At 26.0% G+C, this 12,623-nt stretch carries 14 protein-coding genes; 7 read left to right on the top strand and 7 right to left on the bottom strand.

Annotated features, from left to right (window positions below):
- Positions 1-2 precede the first annotated feature (2 nt).
- Positions 3-719 (bottom strand): uroporphyrinogen-III C-methyltransferase, encoded by a 717-nt coding sequence (gene cobA / locus CRU93_RS00645; RefSeq protein WP_129102250.1) that lies wholly within the window; start codon positions 717-719, stop codon positions 3-5.
- Between the two features lie 218 nt (positions 720-937).
- Here cobA and CRU93_RS00640 point away from each other — a divergent pair, with 218 nt between their 5' ends.
- The 6 genes from CRU93_RS00640 (at position 938) to CRU93_RS00615 (ending at position 5,292) form a co-directional block, all read left to right on the top strand.
- Positions 938-1,168, top strand: coding sequence for a hypothetical protein (locus CRU93_RS00640; RefSeq protein ID WP_258238779.1), 231 nt, complete (start codon positions 938-940; stop codon positions 1,166-1,168).
- Positions 1,169-1,172: 4 nt separating this feature from the next.
- Positions 1,173-1,349: a hypothetical protein gene (locus CRU93_RS00635; protein ID WP_258238778.1), complete on the top strand. Its 177-nt coding sequence runs from the start codon at positions 1,173-1,175 to the stop codon at positions 1,347-1,349.
- Entirely contained in the window at positions 1,350-1,760 is a 411-nt protein-coding gene (locus CRU93_RS00630; RefSeq protein ID WP_129102248.1) for a type II secretion system protein, read from the top strand.
- Positions 1,757-3,604, top strand: a complete 1,848-nt coding sequence (locus CRU93_RS00625; RefSeq protein ID WP_129102247.1) for a primosomal protein N' — start codon at positions 1,757-1,759, stop codon at positions 3,602-3,604. Before CRU93_RS00630 ends, CRU93_RS00625 begins: the two co-directional genes overlap by 4 nt.
- Before the next feature lie 65 nt (positions 3,605-3,669).
- On the top strand, positions 3,670-4,857 hold the full coding sequence (locus CRU93_RS00620) for a tetrahydrodipicolinate N-succinyltransferase N-terminal domain-containing protein (RefSeq protein ID WP_129102246.1): 1,188 nt from the start codon (positions 3,670-3,672) through the stop codon (positions 4,855-4,857).
- A 90-nt stretch (positions 4,858-4,947) separates the two neighbouring features.
- Positions 4,948-5,292: a winged helix-turn-helix domain-containing protein gene (locus CRU93_RS00615; protein ID WP_129102245.1), complete on the top strand. Its 345-nt coding sequence runs from the start codon at positions 4,948-4,950 to the stop codon at positions 5,290-5,292.
- Here the strand turns inward: CRU93_RS00615 and CRU93_RS00610 are convergent.
- The 6 genes from CRU93_RS00610 to CRU93_RS00585 are packed head-to-tail and all read right to left on the bottom strand — an operon-like array spanning position 5,289 to position 11,462.
- On the bottom strand, positions 5,289-6,599 hold the full coding sequence (locus tag CRU93_RS00610; RefSeq protein WP_129102244.1) for a murein hydrolase activator EnvC: 1,311 nt from the start codon (positions 6,597-6,599) through the stop codon (positions 5,289-5,291). The genes CRU93_RS00615 and CRU93_RS00610 overlap by 4 nt on opposite strands.
- Positions 6,592-7,410 (bottom strand): cell division protein FtsX, encoded by an 819-nt coding sequence (locus CRU93_RS00605; protein WP_129102243.1) that lies wholly within the window; start codon positions 7,408-7,410, stop codon positions 6,592-6,594. Before CRU93_RS00605 ends, CRU93_RS00610 begins: the two co-directional genes overlap by 8 nt.
- Entirely contained in the window at positions 7,397-8,059 is a 663-nt protein-coding gene (locus tag CRU93_RS00600; protein WP_129102242.1) for a cell division ATP-binding protein FtsE, read from the bottom strand. Before CRU93_RS00600 ends, CRU93_RS00605 begins: the two co-directional genes overlap by 14 nt.
- Positions 8,059-9,243, bottom strand: a complete 1,185-nt coding sequence (gene trmB, locus CRU93_RS00595; protein ID WP_129102241.1) for a tRNA (guanosine(46)-N7)-methyltransferase TrmB — start codon at positions 9,241-9,243, stop codon at positions 8,059-8,061. The genes CRU93_RS00600 and trmB overlap by 1 nt, the downstream gene beginning before the upstream one ends.
- A gap of 4 nt (positions 9,244-9,247) precedes the next feature.
- Positions 9,248-10,528, bottom strand: a complete 1,281-nt coding sequence (locus CRU93_RS00590) for a fibronectin type III domain-containing protein (protein WP_129102240.1) — start codon at positions 10,526-10,528, stop codon at positions 9,248-9,250.
- Positions 10,476-11,462, bottom strand: coding sequence for an RluA family pseudouridine synthase (locus tag CRU93_RS00585; RefSeq protein ID WP_129102239.1), 987 nt, complete (start codon positions 11,460-11,462; stop codon positions 10,476-10,478). Before CRU93_RS00585 ends, CRU93_RS00590 begins: the two co-directional genes overlap by 53 nt.
- A gap of 19 nt (positions 11,463-11,481) precedes the next feature.
- Here CRU93_RS00585 and CRU93_RS00580 point away from each other — a divergent pair, with 19 nt between their 5' ends.
- Positions 11,482-12,588, top strand: a complete 1,107-nt coding sequence (locus CRU93_RS00580) for an FtsW/RodA/SpoVE family cell cycle protein (protein WP_129102238.1) — start codon at positions 11,482-11,484, stop codon at positions 12,586-12,588.
- Positions 12,589-12,623: the final 35 nt, after the last annotated feature.

Below are 12,623 nucleotides of genomic sequence, written 5' to 3'. Positions count from 1 at the left end.
TTTCAATAAGAGGCCTTTATTGTCTCTCCCACATAAGTAATAACTGGAGTTAAACTTTTTAACTCTTCAAAAAAACTATCATCTTTTCTAGATACTTCTTCTAATGTAAAAATTAGACATTTTTCATCTTTTGTTGTGCCCTTACTTAAATAAGCAATTGGTGTTGAAGGTGGAAAACCTTTTTGTAATAAAGATTCAACAATTAATTTTGCTTTATATGCACCCATCATAATAATCAAATTTTCTCTTTTATGATAAGAAGTTACTATTTCATTAAATATTTGTAAGTCATGACCTGTAATTGTTCTATATGAATCAGAAAAACTTCTATCAATAGATGGAATCATAAAGCTTTCTGGAACACTTGTAGTTGAAGATACACCTGAAATAATAATAGGTGTTATGCCAATTTGTTTTAAAGCTTTTACTTCTTCATATCCTCTTCCAAATACGAATGGAGTACCACCTTTTAATCTAACAACTATATGTTTTTCTTTGGCATATTTTATAAGTAGTTCATTTATCTCATCTTGATTTTTAATATGGTGACCTTTTCTTTTACCTACGTTGATTTTTATTGAATCTTTTTTACAAAATTGAATAAAATCTTCATTTACTAAAGCATCATATAAAATCACATCAGCTTCTTTTAAAATATTTACAGCTTTTAATGTAAAAAGTTCAATATCTCCTGGTCCAGCACCTACTAAATAAACCAATAATCACTCCTTATTAAATTCTTGTGTTAAAAATTAGGCAATATAATATTATTATTTGACTTAATATTATATTTTAAAAAATAATAGTAATATATATATTATAATAATAGATTTTTCATTATTTAAAGTGTAAAATACAAAATATGAAAATAACAAGATGGGTTTTAAGATAAGTACTTAATAATAAATAATTTAATTAGTAGGAAGTTTGTGTTAAAATGCAAAGCATGGAAATTACAGAAGCACTTGATTCAAAAATTGAAAAATTAATTCGTGATTATGAAAGAGTAAAGATTGAGAATGACTCTTTAATACAAGAATTAAATGAATTGAAAAATTTGAATGATGAATTAACAAGAAATAATCAAGATATGCTTTTACGGATTGATAGCGCAATTACATTAAAAAAAGGTAACAAGAGTGACTCAGAAATTGACTTTTCATATTAATAATATGGCTTATACGATAAGTGTAGACGAATCATTAAAAAATGAGATAACAAGGTATTTAGAAACTGATAAAAATTTGGATACAAGAGAGTTACTAGCTGCTTATATAAGACTTTCACAAGAACATTCTAAGTTCAAGCAAGAAATAGAACAAATATCAAATAAAATACCTTCATTATAAATGAAAAGAGCTTTTAGTCTAATTGAAGTTATTTTTTCAATTTGTTTATTAGCAATTATTATAACTCTTATAAATAGAAATTTTTCTAATATTTTTAATACCGTTGATTCAAAAAAATATAAAATTCAAATAAATCAAATAAAAAGTGGTATTAAAAATGTAAATTCAAAAAGAGTTTTATCAAATACTAAATTTTTAACCCAATTAGATAAAGCTACTATAAATAAAGCTGGTGAGAAACTTTTTTCTAATGTATTAAAAAATGCAATAATTTCTTCAAATAACTCTTGGATGAAATATAATAAAAACAGTTACAGTCTAAAACTTAACAATTCAAAAGTTAATTTTAAATATAAAAATAACACATTTATGTGTATTAGCAAAAATGAAATTTGCAAAGAGTTCCAATGAAATATTATGAATTAGCAATCTTAAAATCACCTTTGTGTAATCTTACTTATCAAAGTGAAGAAGATATACAAATAGGTACAAAAGTATTAGTAAAATTAGCAAGAATGAAAAAACTATGTGATGCAGTAGTTATAAAAGAGGTTGAAAAACCAAGTTTTAAGTGTGTAAATATTGAAACTATAACAGATGAATATTATGATCATATGATGCTAGAAACTTCAATTTTTATTAGTAAGTATTATGTGTGCAGTATAGGAGAGGCTTTGAGTATTTATACTGCTTTTGATAAATCTTTGGAAGTTGAATTTGAAAAAAAACACTTTAATTGTGATATTGAATTATCACCAAAACAACAAGAAGCTTTTGATTTTTTAAAAACTAAAAAACAAGCTTTACTATTTGCAAATACAGGTAGTGGTAAAACAGAAGTTTATATTAAAGCAATTGCACAACATTTAAACGAACAGAAACAAGCAGTTTTATTAATGCCTGAAATTTCATTAACTCCTCAAATGCAAAAAAGATTGGAAAAAGTTTTTGATACTAGTGTTGCAATTTGGCATTCAAAAGTAACAAAAAAGAAGAAAAAAGAGATTATACAAAAAGTTTTAAATGGTGAAATTAGATTAATTGCAGGGGCAAGATCATCTTTATTTTTGCCTTTTAAAAATTTAGGAATAGTTGTAGTTGATGAAGAACATGATGAATCTTATAAAAGTGATTCTAAACCAAGATTACAAACAAAAGATCTTAGTTTATATATTACAAAAAAGTTTGATATTCAATTGATATTAGGAAGTGCAACTCCTTCTATTTCATCTTTTAAAAAAGTTCCTTATTATAGATTGAAACAAACTTTTTTTAAATCCAAAAAGTTTATAGATTTTGATGATAGTGATGCAAATTTATCACCAAAAATATTAAATAAAATTAATCAAACTTTAAAAAATGAACATCAAGTTATTATCTTTTTACCAACAAGGGCAAATTTTAAATATCAAATTTGTACAAGCTGTGGAAAATCAGTTGAATGTCCATTTTGTTCTGTTTCTATGAGTTTACATAAAAATGATTTAGCTTTAAAATGCCATTATTGCGGATATACACAAAAAATCCCTGAGGTTTGTCCTTCTTGTAATAGTGGAGTAATTCATAATCTTAGAGTAGGGACTGCACAAATAGAAGAGGAGTTAAATGCTGCTTTTCCTGAAAAAATTATAAAACGATTTGATAGAGATGAAATAAAAACAGATACGAAATTAAAAGCAGTTTTAAATGATTTTAATAAAAATAAAATCGATATTTTAGTTGGAACTCAAATGCTATCAAAAGGGCACGATTATCACAATGTAAAATTAGCAGTTGTTTTAGGAATTGATTCTGTATTAAATATGAATTCATATAAAGCAAGAGAAAAAGCATTGTCTTTACTTATTCAAATTGCAGGAAGAAGTGGAAGAAAAGGTGAGGGTGAAGTTATTGTTCAGACAAAAAATCAAGACTTTTTTGAGTATTATTTTCAAGAAGCTGATTATAAAGATTTCTTAGATGAAGAGTTAGAGTTTAGAGAAGATTTATATCCACCTTATGTAAAAATGGCAAGAATTATATTCGCTCACACAAATGGATTAAAAGTAAAAGATGAACTTGATAAATATGTAAAGATACTAAAAGCTGATGAAAACATTGAGGTTGTAGGATTTGGGCAGTGTGCAATATTCAAAATAGCTAATAGATATAGATATGAAATTATAATTCGTTCTACAAGTGTAAAATCAATTTTACAATCACTTCATGGCATAAATTCTACTATGGCAACTATTGATATGGATACAAGCCACTAAAAAAATTTCTAAAGTTTTCTTTAGTAAAAGTTATTGTATAATCCACAAAATTTCAAGGAGAATAAATGGCTTACACTAAAGAAGAGTTTAAACAATTAGTAACAGATATTCAATCACAAGATTGGTATAAAAACCCAATTGGATTTGGTATTGCAAGAGTTGATAGAGGTCAATTAAATAGTGATAAAATATTACAAGCAACTTATCCTGTAGTAAATTGGGAAGAAAATTATGGAAGTGCAGCTATTTTTTTAAATGCTTTAAAACAAAGTGGTGTTGAAGTAGATACTTCTAAATCAGAATTAGTTTGTGATTTAAATGATAAATTTTTAGAAAAATGTATAGAATCTTTTAGACCTTATATTCCTGAAGCAAAAGGGCAAAATCATAAAAATGTACAAGTATTATCTACACTTGCTTCTTTACCTATTGATAGTGGTCTAACTGCTGATAATTTTAAAATTGTATTTATTTTTGAAGATGCTGACCCTCAAAGTGCAGAAACAGTTTATTTAAAATTATATGCATTATCTCAAGGAAAAGCAAAACTAAGAAGCCTTAATTTAAATGGTGCATTTGGTAAGTTACAAAATTGTGCATGGGTTGGTAATCGACCAATTGAATTAGATTGGTTAAGAGAAAATGAAATTACATTAAAAATTTCAGGAAAATATCCTACTATTGATATGGTTGATAAATTTCCAAGATTTTTATCTCATGTGATTCCAGCAGATAATACAAGAATCTTAGAAACTTCAAAAGTTAGATTTGGTGCACAACTTGCTGGTGGAACAACAGTAATGCCAGGTGCAGCTTATATTAACTTTAATGCAGGAACTGAAGGTTCTGTTATGGTTGAAGGTAGAATTTCTTCAAGTGCAATAGTTGGAGCTGGATCTGATGTTGGAGGAGGAGCTTCAATTCTTGGTGTTCTTTCTGGAACTGATGGTGTACCAGTTTCAATTGGTGAAAATACACTTCTTGGTGCAAATTCTTGTACAGGTACAGCAATTGGTGATAGTTGTATTTTAGATGCAGGAGTTACAATTTTACCAGGAACAAAAGTTACTCTTTCTGAAAAAGCTGTTGAGCAATTAAAACAAATCAATCCAAATAAAGAAATTAAACCTGTAATGAAAGGTATGGATTTCTTAGGTGTTAATGGTGTTCATTTTAGAGTTAATTCTCAAACAGGGCAAACTATTGCTATGAGAAGTACAAGAGAAGTTAAATTAAACGCAGACCTACATTAAAAATAAAAAGAGCAGTTTTCCTGCTCTTTTTCTACTAACACTTAATTTAAATTTATCATACTTTTAACATATTTAAGATAGATTTACCCTATGGAAAATAAATATAATATTGGCGGACAAATTTGGGTTCAAAAAGATAAAGGCAACTTTATGGGACCAGGAAGAATAAAACTTCTAGAAAAACTTATAATAAATTCAAATCTAAAAATTGCTGCACAAGATGCAGATATTGAGTATGATATTGCATTAAAAAATATCAAAGCGATAAATAAAATTGCAAATGAACCTTTAGCAATTGAACAAGAAAATCAAGGTACTTATATAATAACTGAATATGGTAAGAAAATTATCAAATCGTACAATAAGTTAAAAAAAGAGCATGAAGAGTTATTAATCAAAATAAATAAGACTTTTTCTGTGGATATAGACTCTTAGAGTCTAAATAAATCTTTTGGGTTGATGTGATAAGAGTTTTTTGTTGCTTGGAAATTTAAAGTATCATTTACTCTTCCAATTACATAACCTTTTTTAATCCACTTACCAACTTTTAATGTAGGTGCAATCTCATCTAAATGAGAATAAATAGTATGTAAACCATTGCTATGTTGAACAATCACAACATTGTCTAACATACCTGCATTTTTCTTTGCATAAACAATTTTTCCATTAAATATTGAGTATACTTTTGCTTTTGGAATTTTTGTTTTTAAAATAATTGATTCATTAAATAGTTTGATTTTATAAACAGGATCATAATATTTACCAAATTTCTTAACAACTTTAAAGCTTTTAAGTGGAGAAATAGTCTTTTTACCTCTATATCTTGATATTTTTACACCTCTTGTAGAAGAACCAAGCATTCTAACATCTAAGTCAATATCTTGAGCAAATCTTTTTTCAACCTCTGCTTGTGTTTGTTGGGTATTTTTACCTTTTTCTCTTTGTCTTTTTTCTTCTCTTTTTTTCTTTAAAGCAAGTAATCTTTTTTTTCTTTTTAATCTTGCTAGTCTTTCTTTTTTAATCTCTTGAGATTTTAAGATATTTAATTTTTCCAGTAAGGAAGCTAGCTCTTGTTGTTTTTCAATTACACTTTTTAACTCTTTTTGATAAATTCTATGTTTTACTTCAAGTGATTTTAGTGATTTAGAGTGGTGTTTAATTAGCTTATGTAACTCTTCTTTCTTTTTTACTCTTTCTTGGATGTAATGACTAATTTTATTAATCTCTTTTTCATTTTCTTGTTTATTTAATGTTACTTGTTCATAATTATTATTTAATTTTAAAATTTGGTCTTTAGAGTGTTCAGAAAGAAGTCTATAAATCTCTGTATCAATTAACTCTTTTGGTGAACTTTCATCTGCTAATTTTATACCAATTGAAGAAGAAAAATTTTCAATAATTGTATCTACTATTTGTTCTTCATTTGTCTTTTTTTTCTTCATTAATGATTTTGATTTTTCTTTTAAATCATTTAAGTTTTTTCTTGAATCTTCTAATAAATCTTGATGCTTATTTATGTCTGTATTAACTTTTACAATTTGAGTTTCTAAATTTTTTAATTCTGTATTTTGAAGTTTGATTTGCCTTGCAAGTATTTTGATTTTTAGATTTGTTCTCATCTTTTTAGATTTACTTTTATCTAAAATAGATTTTTTTGCTTCTATTTTCTTTGCAATAGTTTTACTAGAAGCATTTAAATAGTTAAAAGTTAGTAATGAAATTATAAGTATTAGTTTAATCATTTTTCAATTTATACTTAATTAATACACCAAAGATTGTTAGAATCGAAATACCAAAAGATAAAAAGAACAATTTTAATAACTCTTTACTTAAAGACATCTCCACGTCAACTATATCATTTAACTCCACAGGGAAAACCATTGTAAGGTTTGTAACTAGAAAAGAAAATACTCCAGAAACAATAAAAAATGCTAAAAATGAACTCAATATTGCATATTTTATAATAGTAGAAGAACTATATAAAATTGAAGCACCATGAAGTTGTAAAATTGCTATTTTTTCTTGATGTTCATAAAACCAAATTTGAATTTGTTTTGCTAAAATAAGTACTGAAAAAATCAAAATAACAATAAATAGAATAAAACTTATTTCATTTATTAAAAGTAATAATAAGTAAATTTGATTATGATTTTTTGAAAAGATTTCTACATTTCTAATATTTTTATTTTTATAAAGCTCATCTTTTATATTATTTAATTGAGTTGTTGTTGGGAAATTTTCCAAATGAACTTTATAAAAATAGGGTAACTTTTGTCTTAATAATTCAATTGATGTATTTGAAAGATTTGATTTTATATCATCTATTATTTTTTCTTTTTTTAATGTTGTAATTTTTTTAACTTTCATTCTAGCAATCTCATTTAATTTTTCTTTAATTAAAGGAGTATTTGTCACAATAACAATTGAGTAATCATTTGCAATTTTCTTTTTATATTTATCTACAGTATTTTGAGTAAATAAATATAGTGTAAATGTAATCAGCATTGCACATAAAGGTATTACAAAGGCTAAAATATTTTTAAGAAACTTCATATATTATCCCATCTTCTATTGATAATTGTCTAAATCTAATTCCAAAATTTTTAGGGACTCTATGTGTTACAACAACCACAGTTATTCCAAGTTGTTCATTTGCCCCTTTAAGTAAGTTCCATACCACTTCAGCAGAATAATCATCTAAATTACCTGTTGGTTCATCTGCAATTATAAGTTTTGGGTTGTGTGCAAGTGCTCTTGCTACTGCAACTCTTTGTTGTTCTCCACCACTTAATTCATTTGGATAGTATCCAGCCCTATGTCCTAATTTTACATGTGCTAAAAGTTTATTTGCTTGATCTCTTGAAATCTCTGATGAGTAGCCATTTATTCTTAAAGGAATCATAATATTTTCTTCAATTGTCCATTCTTGAATCAATTTATAATCTTGAAAAATAATTCCAATATCTCTTCTTAATTTTCTTAATTTTTTAGAAGAGATATTAAACATCTCTTGCCCATCTATATCTAAACTTCCATGTTTTAAAGCAATATCACCATAAAAAGATTTTAAAAGCGTTGATTTTCCACTACCACTTGTACCACCAATAAAAATAAATTCTTTACTATTAATAGTAAAACTACCTTTTTTTATAATAAATTTATTTTCGTCATACGCTAAGTAGATATTTTTTGCTTTTATCATTATTTTAAAATCTCTTTTAACCTTTCATGAGCTTTAATATTAGCACTTGTTGGAAGTGGATTGCCTTGATAATAGTGCGCAATATTATCTTTCACAAAGATATATTTACTAAGTGGTCTATTAAAACTTCCTATTGTTACTTGAATTAATGCAGAATTATCTTCTTCGATTAAAAATAGATCTTCAATATGAATAAAAAAGCTTTCATCTACCATTGGTTTATTTGTAATATTCTTTTTAAAGTTTTCTAAGTCAATTTTACCAAAAGAAAAATTATGTTTTAAATCAATCTTTTTATCTTCTCTTTGACATTGTAAAACTACATCATATATGCTTTTACCTTGTTTTTTCCATCTATCCTCATATTTACTTGAAACTTCTAAATCTTTATTTATATCAATAATTATTCTTCCACTATTTAAATTAGTAAGAAGTGAAGTACAATAATCAAAATATTTTCTACTATCAGTTCTTAGTTCTAAAGTTCCTTCAATTTTCAAAACTCTTAAAGCTTCATCAATAAACTCATTTGAATAAATTCTTCTATGTGGTTTTTTATCCCAAGGAACTGGAAAATGTACAAATATTTTGCCTACTTTATTTGAATCAATAAATTCCATAAAAAGTCTTGCATCATAATTAACCACTAAAACATTTGTAATATTTTGAATCTTTAGTTGTTTTAATAGTTGCTCAATAGATGGAGTATGAATTTCTAATCCTATAAATTGAACATCTGGATTATTTTTTGCTTGGTAAAGTAAGTGTCTCCCACTTCCAAAACCAATCTCTATTTGTATCTCTTTGTCTGTTTTAAAATCATTTACAAAATATTCAATATCTTTTAAATACTCTTTTTGAGGTTCAATTTTATTATTAAAACTATTTGTATTTGAAAATACTATATTTGCATCAATAGATTCAACATATGCATTTAAAGCATCTTTTACTAAACTAACAGGAGTTACTCTTGTTACTTTATCAGCTTTTAGCATCTTGTTGTCATCTTTATCTCTTAATGTAAGTAAAAAATCTTTGTTGTCATAATTTACACCAATTTTATATTCTACTCTTCTACTATCTTGTGTAAAATTATATGATTTTGCACAAAAATTAAATAAAACACCATTTTTTTTAAATGGTATTTCAACTTTTTTATCACTATTAAATACTATATGTGGCATATATTTATTTTAACTCTCTTAATTTTGGTAATATTAATTCTGTCTCTTTTGTTTTTTCTGAAGCTATTCCATTTTCATCAACTGCTTGAATTGCGTAACTATATTTTACTCCTCTTACGATATCTTTATCTTCATATCTTAAGGCTTTAATTCCAGTTATTTTAACTGTTTTTTTATCAAAAAAACCATTTTTAACTGTTTTATAAACATTATAACTTACAGTTCTTCTATCTGCACTTTGCCAATTTAAAATAGCTTTTTCACCTTGAATTTGTGCCAATGTCATGATTGGTTTTGCAACTTTTTGTAAAGTTGAACCCATTGCTGCATTTACATTAAGATTACTTTCTAAATTGTCTTTATCTACTGATGATACTTTGTAAAAGTAGATTTTTCCATCTTCATTTATAAAATCATCATAAGTTAGTGTTTTAGCACTAACAATTTTTAATAAAGAAAATCCACTTGTAGCATCACTACTTCTATAAATATTATATTTAATTACATCTGATGATTCAGAAGGTTGCCAATTTAAAATAATTTTTCTTGGCTGGTCATTTGATGCTTTTAAAGTATAAATTCCAGCTGGTAATGGTTTTGTTTGTGCTTTTACGATTTCACTTGGTTTTGTAGGAATATCATCAAAAGTATAAGCTACAACTTTATAGTTATAAACTACATTATCTTTTAAATCAGTATCAATATACTCTGCTTGTAATCTTCCATCAACTTCAGCTATTTCATCCCATTCACTTGTTTGCGGTGAACTTCTATAAATTTTATAATAAGAGATTCTTTCATTTGTATGTGGTCTCCAAATAATCTTTATTTGTCTTGGAAGGTTTGATATAGCTTGGATAAAGCTAACACCTTCTGGTATATCTAAAGTTGAAACAACATAATCTTTTGTAGTTTTTGATTCAACATCACTATTTGTTGCACTTGAAATTTTATAAACATATTTTGTATTTGGTTTTACATTTTTATCAACATAATGTGTTGAATATTTGTTTTCAATTGTATCAATTAATTTTAATTTAGTTCCATCTTTTTGTAAATTTGCTCTATAAAAGTTATACCCCGTAACTCTGCTATCATCAACTTTTTGCCATTCAAAAGCAATTGCATTAATATCACTTATTGATCTAATTGAGTTAGAATCAACCACTTCAAGTGAATCATCTATCTTTGGCTTATCTGCTGACATCATGTCACCTTTATAACTACAACCACTAATTAAAAGTGCTAAAGCTAGAGATGATGTTATTTTCATCAAGTTGTTCATCAAAATTCTCCGTATTAAAATATTGTGTAAAAAAATTGTTCATATCGTTTGGTATATCTGCTTTAAAGTTCATTTGTTTGTTTGTGATAGGGTGATTTAAATATAAACTATAAGCATGCAGATAAAATCTATTTATTTTATTTAATTCGCCCTTAAAACCATATAAATTATCACCTATTATATGCCTATTTATCGAACTTATATGAACTCTTATTTGATGGGTTCTTCCTGTAAAAAGTTTTGCAGCAATAAGCTCATATTTTTCATTTTTACTAAGGGCAATTTTATTAAATGCTGATTTTGCAAATTTACCATTTTCAACTATTGCCATTTTTAATCTATTATTTGGATTTCTTGCAATTGGTTTTTCAATTATTATATTTTCTTTTAATGGAAGATCAATAATGGCAAGATAATATCGACCCATAGTTTTATCTTCTAACTGCTTTGATAAGTTAATATGTGCTTCATTTGTCTTAGCTACTACCATTACTCCACTTGTACCTTTATCTAGTCTATGTACAATGCCATGTCTTTCTTCACCACTTATTGTTGATAATGAAATATTTTTTAGTTTTAACCAATCAACCAATGTTGCATCTTTTACACTTGGTGCATCATGCACAGTCAAATTATAAGGTTTGTTAACAACAAGAATATGTTCATCTTCATATATTACTTTTACTTCTTTATCTTTTAAAGACTCTTTTATAAAATCTTCATCTTTTCTTTTATTTAATTCAACTTCTGGAAAACTTACATCTATCTTTTGATTTTGTTTTAATTTAAGCCCTGTTTTCGTAGTTTGCTTATTATCTACTTTAACAAATCCTTTTTTTATTAGTTGTTCAATTTGGTTTCTTGATGCATCAATATGCAACGAAAGAAATTTATCTAGTCTATTTGTTTCAAAAACAATAAAATTTTTATCCATATTTTGCTACTCTTTCATAATGCGTTTATTTGACAAAAGAATTGTATCTCATTTTGATTATTTAATTATAATTTTAATTTTACCATTAATACTATTATCATACCATTTGATAAGTGAAAATAATGATGCATTAGCCAATAAACAACTTATATATTTTTCATTATCTATACCATTTTTTCTAGGAGTGTTTTTTCTTCCAATTAGAAAATATATAAGATTAATACCTTTATGTTATTGGCTAGGTGTATTTTTATTAGCAGCTGTTGAATTTTGGGGTGAATCACGGCTTGGGGCTAAGAGGTGGCTGAGCTTACCATTTGTTAGTTCTACAATACAACCTTCTGAAATAATTAAACCAGTATTTATTTTAATGCTGGGATATTTAATTCATAATAATCCTCCACCAAGGGGAGGTTATGGATTAAAAGAATTTATTTATTTTTCTATTTATATCCTTTTACCTTTTTTTCTTATAGCTATTGAACCTGATTTAGGAACTGCATTAGTTTTACTTTTAGTAGGATATGGCATTTTATTTGTAATTGGTGTAAATTGGAAAATTTGGGCAATGATATTTTTTATAATTGCAGTTAGTTCACCTTTAAGTTATACATATTTAATAAAAGATTATCAAAAGAAAAGAATAAAAGATTTCATATCAGAAAAGCCAAGTTATCACGTACAACAATCAATTATTGCAATTGGTTCAGGTGGATTAACTGGAAAAGATAGTGATGAAGCTACACAGACTCAACTTAAATTTTTACCAATTGCTACTAGTGATTTTATTTTTGCATTTTTTGTAGAAAGATATGGATTTTTAGGAGCAATGGGACTTATTTTAATTTATTGCTTTATTGTTTTTCACTTATTACTTATGAATTATTATTATAAAGATGATTATGTCATTAGAACTTTTGCTTCAGGACTTGGGCTATTAGTCTTTTTTAATATGAGTGTAAATATACTTATGGTTATAGGGTTTGCACCTGTTGTAGGATTACCTCTTCCTATGTTTTCATATGGAGGAAGCTCCTTTATTAATTTTGTAGTTTTATTTGCAATTTTAGAAAATCTTTTAGCTTTTAGATTTAAAGATATGTATGATTTTGAAAGAAAACTATAATTCTCTTAAGTTTTACTAGCCAAAACTTAAGAGTA

Source organism: Arcobacter sp. CECT 8985 (assembly GCF_004116495.1).
Classification (GTDB): domain Bacteria; phylum Campylobacterota; class Campylobacteria; order Campylobacterales; family Arcobacteraceae; genus Malaciobacter.
Note: the sequence above shows the minus strand (reverse complement) of the source record. Positions and strands in the feature narration are given on the sequence as shown.

Bases quoted from the DNA above. Each gene is read 5' to 3' on its own strand.
- CRU93_RS00640 (WP_258238779.1), top strand. From the start codon at position 938: ATGCAAAGCATGGAAATTACAGAAGCACTTGATTCAAAAATTGAAAAA.
- CRU93_RS00635 (WP_258238778.1), top strand. From the start codon at position 1,173: ATGGCTTATACGATAAGTGTAGACGAATCATTAAAAAATGAGATAACA.
- CRU93_RS00630 (WP_129102248.1), top strand. From the start codon at position 1,350: ATGAAAAGAGCTTTTAGTCTAATTGAAGTTATTTTTTCAATTTGTTTA.
- CRU93_RS00625 (WP_129102247.1), top strand. From the start codon at position 1,757: ATGAAATATTATGAATTAGCAATCTTAAAATCACCTTTGTGTAATCTT.
- CRU93_RS00620 (WP_129102246.1), top strand. From the start codon at position 3,670: ATGGCTTACACTAAAGAAGAGTTTAAACAATTAGTAACAGATATTCAA.
- CRU93_RS00615 (WP_129102245.1), top strand. From the start codon at position 4,948: ATGGAAAATAAATATAATATTGGCGGACAAATTTGGGTTCAAAAAGAT.
- CRU93_RS00610 (WP_129102244.1), bottom strand. From the start codon at position 6,599: ATGATTAAACTAATACTTATAATTTCATTACTAACTTTTAACTATTTA.
- CRU93_RS00605 (WP_129102243.1), bottom strand. From the start codon at position 7,410: ATGAAGTTTCTTAAAAATATTTTAGCCTTTGTAATACCTTTATGTGCA.
- CRU93_RS00600 (WP_129102242.1), bottom strand. From the start codon at position 8,059: ATGATAAAAGCAAAAAATATCTACTTAGCGTATGACGAAAATAAATTT.
- trmB (WP_129102241.1), bottom strand. From the start codon at position 9,243: ATGCCACATATAGTATTTAATAGTGATAAAAAAGTTGAAATACCATTT.
- CRU93_RS00590 (WP_129102240.1), bottom strand. From the start codon at position 10,528: ATGAACAACTTGATGAAAATAACATCATCTCTAGCTTTAGCACTTTTA.
- CRU93_RS00585 (WP_129102239.1), bottom strand. From the start codon at position 11,462: ATGGATAAAAATTTTATTGTTTTTGAAACAAATAGACTAGATAAATTT.
- CRU93_RS00580 (WP_129102238.1), top strand. From the start codon at position 11,482: ATGCGTTTATTTGACAAAAGAATTGTATCTCATTTTGATTATTTAATT.